The organism is Streptomyces sp. CC208A (assembly GCF_030010625.1).
GTDB lineage: Bacteria > Actinomycetota > Actinomycetes > Streptomycetales > Streptomycetaceae > Streptomyces.
On record NZ_JASCXN010000027.1, the window covers coordinates 32,839 to 48,193 of the forward strand.

11 protein-coding genes and 1 riboswitch are annotated in these 15,355 nt (G+C 72.3%); of the genes, 6 read left to right on the top strand and 5 right to left on the bottom strand.

The window, feature by feature from the left end:
* Positions 1–239: 239 nt before the first annotated feature.
* Positions 240–1,244 (bottom strand): GDSL-type esterase/lipase family protein, encoded by a 1,005-nt coding sequence (locus QK442_RS25860; RefSeq protein WP_282696464.1) that lies wholly within the window; start codon positions 1,242–1,244, stop codon positions 240–242.
* Between the two features lie 432 nt (positions 1,245–1,676).
* Here QK442_RS25860 and QK442_RS25865 point away from each other — a divergent pair, with 432 nt between their 5' ends.
* The 4 genes from QK442_RS25865 (at position 1,677) to QK442_RS25880 (ending at position 6,469) form a co-directional block, all read left to right on the top strand.
* Positions 1,677–3,164 carry an amino acid permease gene (locus tag QK442_RS25865; protein ID WP_282696465.1) on the top strand — a complete coding sequence of 496 codons (1,488 nt, stop codon included), beginning with the start codon at positions 1,677–1,679 and terminating at the stop codon, positions 3,162–3,164.
* A 10-nt stretch (positions 3,165–3,174) separates the two neighbouring features.
* Positions 3,175–3,630 carry an Lrp/AsnC family transcriptional regulator gene (locus tag QK442_RS25870; protein WP_015032260.1) on the top strand — a complete coding sequence of 152 codons (456 nt, stop codon included), beginning with the start codon at positions 3,175–3,177 and terminating at the stop codon, positions 3,628–3,630.
* A 266-nt stretch (positions 3,631–3,896) separates the two neighbouring features.
* On the top strand, positions 3,897–4,703 hold the full coding sequence (locus tag QK442_RS25875) for a carbon-nitrogen hydrolase family protein (protein WP_282696466.1): 807 nt from the start codon (positions 3,897–3,899) through the stop codon (positions 4,701–4,703).
* Positions 4,704–4,753: 50 nt separating this feature from the next.
* Positions 4,754–6,469 (top strand): NAD(P)/FAD-dependent oxidoreductase, encoded by a 1,716-nt coding sequence (locus tag QK442_RS25880; RefSeq protein ID WP_282696467.1) that lies wholly within the window; start codon positions 4,754–4,756, stop codon positions 6,467–6,469.
* Between the two features lie 3 nt (positions 6,470–6,472).
* On the opposite strand, the gene QK442_RS25885 is transcribed toward QK442_RS25880, so the two are convergent.
* The 3 genes from QK442_RS25885 to QK442_RS25895 form a co-directional block, all read right to left on the bottom strand.
* Positions 6,473–7,180: a DUF5995 family protein gene (locus QK442_RS25885; RefSeq protein ID WP_282696468.1), complete on the bottom strand. Its 708-nt coding sequence runs from the start codon at positions 7,178–7,180 to the stop codon at positions 6,473–6,475.
* A gap of 74 nt (positions 7,181–7,254) precedes the next feature.
* Positions 7,255–8,661: a solute carrier family 23 protein gene (locus QK442_RS25890; protein ID WP_282696469.1), complete on the bottom strand. Its 1,407-nt coding sequence runs from the start codon at positions 8,659–8,661 to the stop codon at positions 7,255–7,257.
* Between the two features lie 115 nt (positions 8,662–8,776).
* Positions 8,777–10,006, bottom strand: coding sequence for an MFS transporter (locus QK442_RS25895; RefSeq protein ID WP_282696470.1), 1,230 nt, complete (start codon positions 10,004–10,006; stop codon positions 8,777–8,779).
* Positions 10,007–10,138: 132 nt separating this feature from the next.
* On the opposite strand from QK442_RS25895, the gene QK442_RS25900 reads away from it, so the two are divergent.
* Entirely contained in the window at positions 10,139–11,263 is a 1,125-nt protein-coding gene (locus QK442_RS25900) for an ROK family transcriptional regulator (RefSeq protein WP_282696471.1), read from the top strand.
* A gap of 114 nt (positions 11,264–11,377) precedes the next feature.
* On the opposite strand, the gene QK442_RS25905 is transcribed toward QK442_RS25900, so the two are convergent.
* Positions 11,378–13,720 (bottom strand): chitinase C-terminal domain-containing protein, encoded by a 2,343-nt coding sequence (locus tag QK442_RS25905; protein ID WP_282696472.1) that lies wholly within the window; start codon positions 13,718–13,720, stop codon positions 11,378–11,380.
* 244 nt (positions 13,721–13,964) lie between these two features.
* Positions 13,965–14,094: riboswitch (FMN riboswitch) on the top strand.
* Positions 14,095–14,267: 173 nt separating this feature from the next.
* Here QK442_RS25905 and ribD point away from each other — a divergent pair.
* Positions 14,268–15,353, top strand: coding sequence for a bifunctional diaminohydroxyphosphoribosylaminopyrimidine deaminase/5-amino-6-(5-phosphoribosylamino)uracil reductase RibD (gene ribD / locus QK442_RS25910; protein ID WP_282696473.1), 1,086 nt, complete (start codon positions 14,268–14,270; stop codon positions 15,351–15,353).
* Positions 15,354–15,355: the final 2 nt, after the last annotated feature.

Here is a 15,355-nt window from a genome sequence, read left to right on the forward strand (position 1 = left end):
GTGCCGCTGCTCGGCGGGTTCCTGGTGGTCTGCGGGGCGGAGGCGGTCACCGGTCTGCCGCTGTGGCGCCGTCGCCGGGCCGCCCGTTCCCCCGCCCTCGGGCTCCTGCCCGCCGAGGTGGCGTTCTGGACGGGCTTCGCGCTGCCCTGGGGCTTCGTCCTGGGCGCCGCCGCACCGCACTCGTCCTCGTGGGCCGGGACGGCCGTGGGGAGGCGCGGTAGCGGCGCCCGCGCCGCGCGTCACCCGCGGGAACACGGGACGAAGCCCGCCTCCCGCAGCGCCCCCGCCACCGCCGCCGCGATCCGCGCGTGGCCGCGGTCGTTGGGGTGCAGGCCGTCCGCGAGGTCCTCCGGGGCGAGCAGCGGGCCGCCGGGGAGCAGGGTGAGCCGTCCGTCGCCCGCCGCGGCCAGGTCCCGTACGGCGGCCTCCATCGCCGCCCGCAGCTCGCTGAGCGTGGCGCCCAGGGCGTTGCCGGTGTGCTCGGCCGCCGGGCGCAGGACGGGGGAGAGGAGCAGCAGCGGGGTGTCCGGGTGGCCGCGGCGCACCAGGGTGAGGAACGCCCGGGTGGTCTCGTAGAGCAGCGAAGCCGAACAGGGCGCGGCCGCCCAGCAGTTGGTGCCGAACGCGAGGGTGATCAGCTCGCCCGGCAGCCGGGAGAGCTGCTCCGCGAGGGGGAGCTCGCCGCGCGCCCCGCCCGCGTAGCCGAGGTTGACCGGATCGAGGCCCAGCGCGCGGCCGGCCACCGCGGGCCAGGAGTGCGCGGGGCGGGTGGACCACCAGCCCTCGGTGATCGAGTCGCCGTGGACCAGCCAGCGGGGCTTCCGGGGCGTGGGGACCAGGGACCCGCCGACGGCCCGCAGGGCGCGTACGACGGGCGCCTGGGCCTCCGGCAGGTGGACGGTGAACTCCCCGTCGCCCGGCGGGAGTCGGAGCCGTACCGTGGCCTCCTCCGCTGGCTCCGCGAAGACCTCCCGGACGCACCGTCCGCCCTGCCAGAGGGCGAACGCGTGCCGCAGCGCCCGCAGTTCGTCCCCTGCCGCCGGAACGGCCGCCCGGTAGCGCAGTTCCACGGCCGTCGTGCCCGGCTCCGCCAGGAACTCCACCCGCACCCCGATCGGCAGTGCGGCCCGCTCCGCGATGTCCCACGGCAGCCGGTCCAGGTCCTCGGGGTCGGCGCGGACCGGGCGGTCGCCGTCCCACCACGCCGTGCCGCGCAGAAAGGGTCCGGGCTCCAGCCAGCTCACGCGACACCTCCGATCGGCCGCGTGCAGGGTGGTCCCGCGGGGCCGAGGAGTCAAGACGCGCGCGCCGGATCCGGCCCGTCCCCGATGCGGATCGGGGTCGTTCCCGAAGCGGATCCGGCCCGTCCCCCACGTGGATCCGGCCTGCCTCCGACAGAGGTCCTTCCCGTCCCCGATGTGTCGATTCATGCGGGGGCGCGCAATGTTTCCCCGTCCGGGCCCGAAGTGCGCAATGATCATCCGCCACTGCGCAACAACACTGCATTACGGATGCGAATCTGGGCGCTAGGCTCATCCCTCGTACCAGGAGTGGCGGGAACCGCCTGCTCGGCGGACTTCCTGCCCCCGTGGGCCGCATCGGCGTGCCCGCGCGTCCGGCACGAGGTCCGTCGCCGTCCCCGTCCCACCGACAGGCAGCGATAAGGAGCCTCCGCAGTGCTGGATCACGGCGCAGCCCCACCGGTCGACCCCGCGACCGTCCGCAAGACCTCCGGGCTTTCCGCCCTCACCCGTCGTAAGCCGGTAGAAGCCCTGGTCGCCGAGGGTGGCCAGGGCGAGGGCGGTACCCTCCGCCGCTCGCTCACGATGTGGCAGCTGACCATGATCAGCATCGGTGCGACGCTCGGCACCGGCATCTTCGTCGTCCTCGGCGAGGCGACCCCGCTGGCCGGCCCCGCCGTCGCGATCTCCTTCGTCATCGCGGGCCTCACCGCCCTCTTCTCGGCGCTCTCCTACGCCGAGCTGGCCGGCTCCATACCGGTCTCCGGCTCCTCGTACTCGTATGCGTACGCAACGATGGGCGAACTCATCGCCTGGGTCTGCGGCTGGTGCCTGGTCCTGGAGTACGGCGTCTCGGTCTCCGCGGTGGCGGTCGGCTGGGGCGAGTACCTCAACGAGCTGCTCGACGGCACCATCGGGGTGACCATCCCCGAGGCCTTCTCCGCGCCGCTCGGCGAGGGCGGTTTCATCAACCTCCCGGCCCTCGTCGTGGTCCTCCTCGCCATGGTCTTCCTGATGGGCGGCGCCAAGGAGAGCGCCCGCATCAACACGATCATGGTCGCGGTGAAGATCGTCACGCTGCTGCTCTTCATCGGCATCGGCTTCCTGGGCATCAAGGCGGGCAACTACGCCCCGCTCGCCCCGCTCGGCGTCACCGGCATCAGCGCCGCCGCGGCCACGCTGTTCTTCTCGTACATCGGCTTCGACGCCGCCTCCACCGCCGGTGAGGAGGCCAAGAACCCGAAGAAGGACCTGCCGCGCGCGATCATGCTCTCCCTGGTGATCGTCACCGTCCTCTACTGCCTGGTCGCCCTGGTCGCCGTCGGCGCCATGCCGTGGCAGGACTTCGAGGGCACCGAGGCGGCCCTCGCCCAGATCATGAAGGACGTCACCGGGCAGAGCTTCTGGGGCGTCGTGCTCGCGGCGGGCGCGGTCGTCGCCATCGCCAGCGTCGTCTTCGCCGTCCTCTACGGCCAGACCCGCATCCTCTTCGCGATGTCCCGCGACGGCCTGGTGCCCAAGGTCTTCGCGAAGGTCGACCCGAAGACCGGCGCGCCGCGCGCCAACACCGTGATCGTCTCGCTCTTCTGCGGCACCCTCGCCGCGTTCATCCCCCTGGGCGAACTGGCCAACGCCACCAGCATCGGCACGCTCTTCGCCTTCGCCCTGGTCAACGTCGCCGTCGTGGTCCTGCGCTACACGCGCCCCGAGATGAACCGCACCTTCAAGGTGATGCTCTTCCCGGTCACGCCGATCCTCGGCTTCCTCTTCTGCGCGTACAACATGTACAGCCTTCCGCTCATCACCTGGCTGTGGTTCGGCGGCTGGATGATCGCGGGTCTCGTGTTCTACTTCCTGTACGGCATGCGCCGCTCCCGACTGGCCGCGGCTCCGGCCCCGGCCGAGGCACCCGCAGAGAAGTGATCCACCCGTAGTGCGACTCAACGACCTCGACGAACGCATCGTCCACGCCCTCGCGGAAGACGCCCGCCGCAGCTACGCCGACATCGGCTCGCTCGTCGGCCTCTCCGCGCCCGCCGTGAAGCGGCGTGTGGACCGGCTCCGGGCCGAGGGCGCCATCACCGGCTTCACCGTACGGGTGGACCCGGCGGCGCTCGGCTGGGAGACCGAGGGCTTCGTCGAGATCTACTGCCGCCACAACACCTCGCCGGACGACATCCGGCGAGGTCTGGAGCGGTACCCCGAGGTGGTGTCCGCGTCGACCGTCACCGGTGACGCGGACGCCGTCGTCCAGGTCTTCGCCTCCGACATGCGCCACTTCGAGCGCGTCCTGGAGCGGATCGCGGGCGAGCCCTTCGTGGAGCGCACCAAGTCCGTCCTGGTGCTCTCGCCGCTGCTGCGGCGCTTCTCCTCGGGCTCGCCCGCCTGACGGGACCCTCCGCCGGGCCGGAGCCGTACACCCTTCGCGATCACCGCCGGAAGGGCGTACGGCTCCGGCCCGGTGCTGGTCATGGGGGGTGTACGGCCCCGGTCCGACCGTGCGCAACGAATCGCCGCCCAGGCCGGACATCGCGCAACGGTTCGACGGTCGGTCCGCAACGGTCCCGTCTTGTCCGGGCCGAGCACGGAACCGTACCGTTTTGAACGTCTCCCGAAGACGCCCCTCCCTCCCCTCCGGCCCCACGAGGACTCACCATGCCCGCGCTGCGCACCGCCCTGCTCCAGAGCTCCGGCCGGCTCGGTGACGTCTCCGCCAACCTCGCGATCCTCGACGAGGCCGCCGGCCGGGCCGCGGCCGCCGGAGCGGGCCTGCTGCTCGCCCCCGAGCTCTTCCTCACCGGCTACGCCATCGGCGCCGACATCGCCCGTCTGGCCGAACCGGCCGACGGCCCCTCCGCCCGCGTGGTCGCGGAGATCGCCGCCCGCCACGGCGTGGCCGTCGCCTACGGCTACCCCGAGCGCGACACCGAGCAGCACGGCGTGATCTACAACTCCGCCCGGCTCTTCGGCGCCGACGGCGCCCCGCTCGCCCACTACCGCAAGACCCACCTCTTCGGCGACTTCGAGCTGAAGTGGTTCACCCCCGGCGACCAGCCCCTCGTCCAGGCCAGGCTCGGCGACCTCACCGTCGGCCTGATGATCTGCTACGACGTCGAGTTCCCCGAGAACGTACGGGCGCAGGCGCTGGCCGGCACGGACCTCCTCCTCGTGCCGACCGCGCTCATGCACCCCGCCGAGATCGTCCCCGAGTCGGTCGTCCCGGTGCGCGCCTTCGAGAACCAGCTCTACATCGCGTACGCCAACCGCGCCGGCGCCGAGGGCGACTTCGAGTTCGTCGGCCTCTCCGTGCTCGCCGGCCCCGACGGCACCGCCAGGGCCCGCGCCGGACGGGGCGAGGACCTGGTCGTCGGCGACGTCGACCCCGGCTTCCTGGCGGCCTCCCGCGCGGAGAACCCCTACCTCCGCGACCGCAGGCCGGGCCTCTACGGATCCCTCGTCTGAGCCGCCCCTTCTCTTCCCGCCCCACCCCCCGTGCAAGGAGTCCGTACCCCATGACGTCCACCGTGCCCAACGCCGTCGAGCACGCCGACGAGCAGCAGCCGCCGATCACCATGTTCGGGCCGGACTTCCCGTACGCCTACGACGACTTCCTGGCCCACCCGGCAGGCCTGGGCCAGATACCCGCCACCGAGCACGGCACCGAGGTCGCGGTCGTCGGCGGCGGCCTGTCCGGCGTCATCGCCGCGTACGAGCTGATGAAGATGGGCCTCAAGCCCGTCGTCTACGAGGCCGACCAGATCGGCGGCCGGCTCCGCACGGTCGGCTTCGAGGGCCCGGAGACCGAGGGCCTGACGGCGGAGATGGGCGCCATGCGCTTCCCGCCCTCCTCCACCGCCCTCCAGCACTACATCGACCTGGTCGGCCTCACGACCAAGCCCTTCCCGAACCCGCTGGCCGAGGCCACTCCCTCGACCGTCGTCGACCTCAAGGGCGAGTCGCACTACGCCGAGACCATCGACGACCTGCCGCAGGTCTACCGCGACGTCGCCGCCGCCTGGAACAAGTGCCTCGACGAGGGCGCCGACTTCTCCGACATGAACCGGGCGATGCGCGAGCGCGACGTCCCGCGCATCCGCGAGATCTGGGCGAAGCTCGTCGAGAAGCTCGACAACCAGACCTTCTACGGCTTCCTCTGCGAGTCCGAGGCCTTCAAGTCCTTCCGTCATCGCGAGATCTTCGGCCAGGTCGGCTTCGGCACCGGCGGCTGGGACACCGACTTCCCCAACTCCATCCTGGAGATCCTCCGCGTCGTCTACACCGAGGCCGACGACCACCACCGCGGCATCGTGGGCGGCTCCCAGCAGCTGCCGCTGCGCCTGTGGGAGCGCGAGCCGGAGAAGATCGTCCACTGGGCGCAGGGCACCTCGCTGGCCTCCCTGCACGAGGGCGGGCAGCCGAAGCCGGCCGTCACCCGGCTGAACCGCACGGCGGGCAACCGGATCACCGTCACCGACGCCTCCGGCGACATCCGCACCTACCAGGCGGCGATCTTCACCGCCCAGTCCTGGATGCTGCTCTCCAAGATCGCCTGTGACGACTCGCTCTTCCCGATCGACCACTGGACGGCGATCGAGCGCACCCACTACATGGAGTCCTCGAAGCTCTTCGTCCCCGTCGACCGGCCGTTCTGGCTGGACAAGGCCGTCGACGACAGGGGAAATCCGACCGGGCGTGACGTCATGTCGATGACGCTCACCGACCGGATGACCCGCGGCACGTACCTCCTGGACGACGGCCCGGACAAGCCGGCCGTCATCTGCCTCTCGTACACGTGGTGCGACGACAGCCTCAAGTGGCTGCCGCTCTCCGCGAGCGAGCGGATGGAGGTCATGCTGAAGTCGCTCGGTGAGATCTACCCGAAGGTCGACATCCGGAAGCACATCATCGGCAACCCGGTGACGGTCTCCTGGGAGAACGAGCCCTACTTCATGGGCGCCTTCAAGGCCAACCTGCCCGGCCACTACCGCTACCAGCGGCGCCTGTTCACCCACTTCATGCAGGACCGCCTCCCCGAGGACAAGCGCGGCATCTTCCTCGCCGGCGACGACATCTCGTGGACGGCCGGCTGGGCCGAGGGCGCGGTGCAGACGGCGCTCAACGCGGTGTGGGGCGTGATGCACCACTTCGGCGGCGCCACCGACGCCACCAACCCGGGCCCGGGTGACGTGTACGACGAGATCGCCCCGGTCGAGCTGCCGGAGGACTGATCCCTACGGCCGGGCCAGTGGGGTGAGCAGCATCCGCCCCACCAGGCCCACCGAGCGGTCGAGCCGCTCGGTGAACTCGGCCGCGAGGCCGGGCAGCGCCCGCAGCTGCCACAGCGAGCGGGCGGCGAGCCAGGCGCCGTCCCTGGCCCGGTCCAGGCTCCAGCAGCCGAGCAGATGCGTCAGCGGGTCCGCGATCTCCAGGAGGTCCGGGCCCGGCATCAGTTCCTCGCGGATCCGTTCCTCCAGGAGGACGAGGATGTCGCCGACCCGGTCGAACTCGTCCTCCAGGTCCGCGGGGCCGCACTCCAGGGTGCGGCAGGCGTCCACCACGGCGAGCGCCAGGTCGTGCCCGATGTGCGCGTTGATCCCGGCGAGCGCGAACTGCAGCGGGGTCACGCCGGGGTGGCGGCGGTAGTGGAAGAGGGGCCGCCAGCAGGCAGGACCCGGGGCGCCGGCCGCGTGGGCGTCGACGGCGGCGAGATAGCGCTCGGCGAAGCGCACGTCCAGGGTGGCCGCCGCCCGCCGGTCCTCGAAGGTGCCGGCCTCGATGGCGCGGCCGATCTCCTCGGTGACCGTGAGGTACACCCGGTTGAAGACGGCGACCCCGTCGGCCGGGTGCCAGGCCGCCCGCAGCGACCGCATCCGGTCCACCACGGGGTCGACCGCCACGAACTGTCCGATCCGCTCATCCGTCCACTGGGTCTGCGCCATGGGGGCAGACTTCCAGCCGCCGGGCCCGGGAGGGAGTCCTTGGGGCCCGGCTTCGCCGGAACGGGCGAACGGCCTCAGCTCTTCGCCGTGTCGCCGGGCTCCTTCCCGTACGAGCTGGTGCCGGCGTCCAGGAGCGGTTCCTGCTCCGTGGGGGCGGCCTTCAGGTGCGCCGGGGCGAAGGCGCGCAGCACGTGGTAGCCGGTGATGACGACGAGGGTGCCGAGCGCGATGCCGCCGAGCTCGAAGGTGTCGGTGAAGGTCAGCTTCACGCCGCCGACGCCGATGATGATGCCGGCGGCGGCCGGGACCAGGTTGAGCGGGTTGCGCAGGTCGACCCCGGCGTTGATCCAGATCTGGGCGCCGAGCAGGCCGATCATGCCGTAGAGGATGACGGTGATGCCGCCGAGGACCCCGCCGGGGATGGCGGCGACGACCGCGCCGAACTTGGGGCAGAGGCCGAAGAGCAGCGCGAAGCCGGCGGCGGCCCAGTAGGCGGCCGTGGAGTAGACGCGGGTGGCGGCCATGACGCCGATGTTCTCGGAGTACGTGGTGTTCGGCGGGCCGCCCACGGCGGTCGACAGCACGGACGCGGCGCCGTCGGCGGCGATCGCGGTGCCGAGCTTGTCGTCGAGGTCGTCGCCGGTCATCTCGCCGACGGCCTTGACGTGGCCGGCGTTCTCGGCGATCAGGGCGATGACGACGGGGAGCGCGACGAGGATCGCGGACCACTCGAAGCTCGGGCCGTGGAGGGAGGGCAGGCCGATCCAGTCGGCTTCGCCGACGCCGGAGAGGTCGAGCCGCCAGTGGTCGGTGACCTGGCCGGACGGGGACATCGAGTGGATCCTGCCGAAGACCAGGTCGAGGGCCCAGGAGAGGGCGTAGCCGAAGACCAGGCCGAGGAAGATCGCGATCCGGGACCAGAAGCCGCGCAGGCAGACCACGGCCAGACCGGTGAAGAGCATCACCAGGAGCGCCGTCCACTGGTCCTGCGGCCAGTACGTGGAGGCGGTCACCGGCGCCAGGTTGAAGCCGATCAGCATGACGACGGCGCCGGTCACCACCGGCGGCATCGCCGCGTGGATGATCCGGGCGCCGAACCTCCGCACCGCGAGACCGGCGAGGAAGAGCACCACGCCGACCACGAGGACGGCGCCGGTGACGGTGGCGCTGCTGCCGCCGGAGGCCCGGATCGCGGCGGCCACGCCGACGAAGGAGAGCGAACAGCCCAGGTACGAGGGGACCGTGCCGCGCGTCGCGAGCAGGAAGACGATCGTCGCGACACCGGACATCATGATCGCGAGGTTGGGGTCGAGGCCCATCAGCACGGGTGCGACGAAACTCGCCCCGAACATGGCGACCACGTGCTGCGCGCCGAGACCGGCCGTGCGGGGCCAGGAGAGCCGCTCGTCGGGGCGGACGACGGCCCCGGGGGCGGGCGTTCTCCCGTCCCCGTGCAGGGTCCAGCGCACGCCGAGGTTCATGAGGTCGCTCCCGTTCTCCGGTTCCGCAGGCCGTGTCACGGCCGTAAAAGATCAGCCATATGGTATGTGCCGGCGGCGGCCGGGGGAGGGGCCGGAAGGCCCCCGGGGGCGGGGCTCAGGCGACCGGTCCCGCGCTCTTCGCGGGGTCGGTGCCGGCGGGCGCCGCCGTCGCCCGGCGGGGCGCCGTGCGCAGCACGCCCGCGCCGAGGACCAGGCCGAGGGCGAGCGCGGTGACCAGGCCGAAGGAGAAGACCAGCGAGGTGGCGTCGGCGATGCCGCCGATCGCGGAGGGGGCGATCAGACCCGAGGTGTACGTGATGGTGGCGACGCCCGCGATGGCCTGGCTCGGGTTCGGGCCGCTGCGCGCGGCGGCGGCGAAGGCGAGCGGCACCACGACCGCCACGCCGAGGCCCAGCAGACCGAATCCGGCCATCGCCACGGCGGCGTGCGGGGCGAGGACGACCAGGACCCCGCCGACGGTGGCGGCCGCGCCCCCGACCCGTACCGTGCGGACCGCGCCGAAGCGGTCCACCACCCGGTCGCCGATCAGCCGGGCCACGGCCATGGTCAGCGCGAAGACGGTGGTGGAGGCGGCGGCGAGACCGGCCGAGCCGTCCAGCTCGTCGCGGAGGTAGACGGCCGACCAGTCGAGGCTGGCGCCCTCGGCGAAGACCGCGCAGAACCCGATCGCGCCGATGACCAGGGCGGACTTCGGCGGCAGCGCGAAGCGCGGCGGGGCCTCCTCCTCCCCGGCGGGGGCCGGGTCCAGGACGCCCTGGCAGAGGGCGAGGCCGAGGGCGGTGAGGACGAGCGCGGCGATCAGGTGGTGGAGGCGGGCGTCGCCGCCGAGGTGGGCGGCGACGGTGCCGGCCGCCGAGCCGAGCAGGGCGCCCACGCTCCACATGCCGTGCAGGCCGGACATGATCGAGCGGCGGAGCCGGTTCTCGGTCTCGACGCCGAGCGCGTTCATCGCCACGTCGGACATGCCGGCCGTGGCGCCGTACACGAGGAGCGCCGCGCACAGGCCCCAGACGTTCGGCGCGAGCGAGGGCAGGACGAGGGAGAGCGTCCACAGCGCGAGCAGTCCGCGCAGAGCGGTGCGGGTGCCGAAGCGGTGACTGATCCGGCCAGCCAGCGGCATCGCGAGCGAGGCGCCGAGGGCGGGGAAGGCGAGAGCGAGGCCCAGCTGGCCCGCGCTCACCCCCGCGTGCTCCTGGATCCAGGGGATCCGGGTCGCGAAACTGCCGGTCACGGCGCCGTGCACGCAGAAGACGGCGGCGACGGCGAAGCGGGCCCGCCGGAGCCGTCCGGAACTTTCGGAGCTGGGGGCGGTCTCCGCCGCCATGGGTTCCTCCCCGGGATTCTTCGTGGCCGAGTTCTTCTCGTCGGCTGTCGAGCCGTAAACTATCAGGAACCCTGCCTGATAAATAGTGGTCCGGAGAGACGACGGTAGGGAAGCGTCTGAGAGGATCACCGCATGGCCGCATCCCCGAGCACCGCCCGGGCCATCAACGACCGGCTCGCCCTGCGCCTGCTCCAGGACGAGGGCCCGTTGACGGCAGCCCAGCTCAAGACCCTCACCGGACTCTCCCGGCCCACCGTCGCCGATCTCGTCGAGCGGCTCAGCGGTTCCGGGCTCGTGCACGTCGTCGGCGAGACCGGCACGGAGCGCCGCGGCCCCAATGCCAAGCTGTACGGGCTCGTCGCCGACCGCGCCCACCTCGCCGCGCTCGACGTCCGCACCCGCTCGGTCTCCGTCACCGTCACGGATCTGCTGGGCGCCCCGCTCGCCGAGGCCGCCGCCCCGGTCGGCGCGGACGCCGGCACCGGCCCCGCCGTCGAGAAGGCGGTGGCCCTCCTCGAGCGCACCGCGAAGGAGGCGGGCGTCGAGAGGCTGCACACCGTCGCCGTCGGCGCCCCCGGCCTCATCGACCCGGCCACCGGCGAACTCCGCGACTCCACCGGCCTGCCCGCCTGGCACCGCCGGCTCGTCGCCGTCCTCCAGGAACGCCTTCCGGCCCACGTCCTGGTCGAGAACGAGACCAACCTCGCGGCCGTCGCCGAGCTGCGCGAGGGCGCGGCCCGGGGCCGCGAGGACTTCGTCCTGCTCTGGCTCGGCCAGGGCGTGGGCGCCGCCGTCGTCCTCGGCGGACGGCTGCGCCGGGGAGCCTCCGGAGGCGCCGGCGAGATCGGCTTCCTGCCCGTACCCGGCACCTCCGGGCCGCCCTCGGCCACCGGCTGCGACGGCGGCTTCCACGAACTGGCCTGCGTCGCGGCCGTGGAGGCCCTCGCTGCCGAGCACGGCCTCGACCCGGCCGGCGCCCTCGCCTCGGGCCACGGCCCCTTCCTCGACGCCCTCGCCCGCCGGCTCGCGATCGGCGCGGCGGCCGTCGCCGCCGTCCTGGACCCGGGCTGCGTGGTCCTCGCGGGCGAGACCGGCCACCAGGGCGGCCCCGAGCTCGCCGCCCGCGTCGAGGCCGAGCTCGCCGTGCTCTCCCCGCTGCGCACGGAGGTCCGCGCCACCCTCCTCGGCGACGCGGCGGTCCTGCGGGGCGCGCTGCTGCGGGCCCGGGACGCGGCGCAGGACGCGCTCTTCCCGTAACCCCTGGGGAAGCACGACCGCGCCGCGCTCCGGACAGGGGAGCGCGGCGCGGGGGAGGGCCCGGCGGCGGCCAAGGGCCGTGAGACCGCCGCCGGGGGTTCTTTCAGCGGATGATCAGCAGGCGCCCAGGTCCTGCCAGACGCCCCACTCGCCGGTCGTGCCCGGCTCCTCGTTCTGGGTCCACCACTTGGCCTTCCACTGGTGGCCCTTGTGGGAGACCTCGTTGCCCGCGTTGTAGACCTGGCCGGCCACGTACGCCGGGGCGGTGCAGCCGGCGGGCGGCTCCGTCGTCGGAGGAGTGGTGGTCGGCGGGGGCGTCGTCGGCGGGGTGGTGCCGGAGCCCGGCTCCACGACCGTCGTGCCGCGCGCCAGGTCGCCGGCGAGGGCGTACGTCGTCCCGCCGATGGTCACCGTCCAGTTGGAGGGGGTGGAGACCGGCAGGTAGTAGTTGAAGGCGAGGTCGACCGTGGCGCCCGGGGCGAGCGACTGCCAGGCCGGGAGCTTCAGGGAGACCCGGTGGAAGTCGCCCTTCAGACCGCCCACGTTGGAGCCCGTGTGGTCGCTGCTGACGACCTTGGTGCCGAAGCCGGACTGGTCGGAGGCGTTGGCCGGGGCGGAGGTGCCGTAGTCGAACTGGAACTCCGTGCCGCCGGGCAGCGTGGTGTTCGTCCGGTTGGTGATCCTGAGCTTCGGGGTGATCGGGTAGTTCGAGTCGCCCAGCTTGAACTCGGTGAACGCGGTCTCGATGTCCACGGCCTGCGTCGGCAGCGCCTTGTTCGACTTCTTCGCGCCGTACGGGGTGGCCGACTTGAACTTGTCGTACATCAGCGAGGTGAGCGTGGAGCCCATCTCGTACTGGCCCTTGGCGGCGTTCCAGGCGTAGTCGCCGGCCATCTCCCAGACCATGGTGCCGCCGATGCCGCGGTCGACCACGTAGTCGGCCTTGGCGGCCACGGACTGCTCGTCCTCGGTGGAGAGGAAGACCTTCTTCTCGGCGTTCCACAGCCACGGCGCGACCAGGGTCGGGTCGTACTTGCGGACGTAGGTGCCGGTCAGGGTGGTGTTCGCCGGGAAGCCGTACTGCGTGACGTAGTCGCCGACGATCCCCTTCTCCAGGTTCTTGGCGTGCCACATCGGGTTGGAACCGGCCGGCGCCTCCTGGCCCGCGTCGTCCTTGTCGTGCCACAGGTTGTCGATGCCGGAGGCGCCGTCACCGCACTTGGTCAGGCCGGAGCCCACCGGGCAGGTGGCCGCGGTGGCCTTGCCCCAGAGGCCGTCGGTGCCGCCCTGCACGTTCTTGTGGCCGCGGGTGTAGTACGGCAGGCCGATGTTGATGCGGCCGGCCGGCATGGAGCCGCGGAAGTAGTGGTAGGCCCAGTCGGTGTTGAGGTAACCGATGTTGCCGTACTGCGAGGAGCCGTAGACGTTGGCGGCGGCGAGCTCGGCGTCCTTGCCGTCGTCGAAGAGCGAGGCGTTCGGGCCGACGTACTCGTTCCAGGCGCCGTGCAGGTCGTACGACATGATGTTGACGTAGTCCAGGTACTTCTGCATCTGGTACGTCTCCATGCCGCGCAGAAGGTAGCCGGAGGAGGGGGCGGCCACGGTCAGCAGGTAGTGCTTGCCGTCGGCGGCGCCGGCCGCGTCCAGCTTCTCCCGCAGGGACTTCATGAGGGCGTCGTAGCTCTTGACCAGACCCGCGCGGCGGCCGTTGGAGATCGACCAGTCGAGCGGGTTGCCCGCGTCCTTCATGGTCGTCGCGTACTCGTAGTCGATGTCGACGCCGTTGAAGCCGTACTTCCGGATGAAGTCGACCGCCGAGGTGGCGAAGGTGTCGATGCCGGCCTGGTTCACCGAGCCGTCGGCGTTGGTCGTCATCGAGTAGAAGCCGCCGGAGTTCACCCGGTCGCCGTTGTCGGCGAAGTAGCCGCCGGTCTCGGCCCAGCCGCCGACGGAGATCAACGTCTTCACGTCGGGGTGCTGCTTCTTGTATTTGTTCAGGAGGTTGAAGTGGCCCTTGTAGGGGAGGGCCGGGTCCATCTCGGCGCCGGCCACTCCGGGCCAGGTCATCCCGGTGGAGGCGTTGTTCGGGCCGTCCGTCCCGACGGAGATCTTGTTGGCGCCGTCGACGTGGGCGAAGGCGTAGTTGATGTGGGTGATCTTGTCCCACGGGATGTTGTTGGCGAGGAAGGCGGGCTGGCCGTTCTTCCCGGTCCGCCAGCTGGTGAAGTAGCCGATGACGCGGCGCTGGTGGTCGGCGCCCATCTTCTCGCGGCCCTCGGTGTCGTAGACCGAGCAGTAGGGGACGTCGACGCCGGGCGTCTTGTACAGGCCGTCGGGGCGACAGCTCTCGTTGTCGGCGGCGTACGAGACGCCGCCGGCGAGCGAGCTGAGCAGGAGCCCGGTGACGGCGGCACCGGACGCGAGCAGCGACGCTCTCTTGGTCGTGGGGGACAGCACGATCTGGTCCTCCTCGGGGAGGTGGAAAACACGCAACGAACAAGGGGGTGGTACGTGTCGGGCCCCTGGTGTGCGCACACCGGCGGGGCCGTTCCTCGGAGGTGACACGGAGATTAAGAGGACTAGACCAGTGCGTCAATAGGTCTGGACCAAAGTCGAGTTCCGTGAGATCGTGTGAGCCATCGCACAGGGATCGTGTGCATGCCCGTTGACGGGCCGTGGCACACTGGCCCTGTATCAGCAGCAGCGCACTCCGGGGTCGGTGTAATTCCGAACCGGCGGTATAGTCCGCGACCCGTCCGCAGCCAGCGGCCGGTTGACCAGGTGAGATTCCTGGACCGACGGTGAAAGTCCGGATGGGAGGCAGTGCGCGGCGGGCGACCCCGTACGGGGGTGTGCCGGCCGTACGTCCGCTGGCGACCACGGTTCCCGTGGGCGCCCCGTGGACATCCGGCCGTACCGGCACATCCCGTGCGCAGCGTCGTACCCGCTCTCTGTCGTCATCGACAGGCCCCGGAGTCCGTGCCCGAAGAGGCAGGAGGACCCGGTGGACCGGCAGGCCGACATCACCGCCATGCGACGCGCCGTGGAGCTCGCCGCCCGCGGACTCGGCGCCACCAGCCCCAACCCCGTCGTCGGCTGCGTCGTCACCGACGCCTCCGGCCACGTCGTCGGCGAGGGCTGGCACCAGCGGGCCGGCGGCCCCCACGCCGAGGTCCACGCCCTGCGCGCGGCCGGCGTCCTGGCCCGCGGCGGCACCGCCTACGTCACCCTCGAACCCTGCAACCACACGGGCCGCACCGGCCCCTGCGCCCTCGCCCTGATCGAGGCCGGGATCAGCCGCGTCGTGTACGCCGTCGCGGACCCGAACCCGCAGGCCGAAGGCGGTGCGGACACCCTCCGCGCGGCCGGCGTCCAGGTGGAGCGGGGCCTCCTGGAGGCCGAGGCCGAGGCCAGGAACCTCGCCTGGCTCACCTCCGTCCGCGCGGGCCGCCCCTTCGTCTGCTGGAAGTACGCCGCCACCCTCGACGGCCGGATCGCCGCCGCCGACGGCACCTCCCGCTGGATCAGCTCCGCCGCCTCCCGCGCCGACGTCCACCGGCTGCGCGCCGAGTCCGACGCCGTCGTCGTCGGCTCCGGCACCGCCCGCACCGACGACCCCCACCTCGCCGTCCGCGGCATCGAGAGCGCCGTCCAGCCGCTCCGGGTCGTCGTCGACACCCACGGCACCGCCGTGAAGCCCGGCGCCCGCGTCCTCGACGACGCCGCGCCCACCCTGATCGCCGTCGCCGAGGACGCCGAGACCTCCCTCCCGGACGTCGTACGCCTCCCCAGGGCCGCGACCGGCGGCCTCTCCGTACCCGCCCTCCTGGACGCCCTGCACGCGCGCGGCGTCCGCTCCGTCCTCCTCGAAGGCGGCCCCACTCTCGCGGGCGCCTTCGTCGCCGCCGGAGCCGTCGACCAGGTCGTCGGCTACCTCGCCCCGGTCCTCCTCGGCGCGGGCCCCGCCGCCCTCGCCGACGCCGGGATCACCACCCTCACGGACGCCCTGCGGCTCGACATCACCGAGACCACGCAGATCGGATCCGATATTCGCGTCACCGCCGTCCCCACCACCGCCAAGGGAGCCTGACC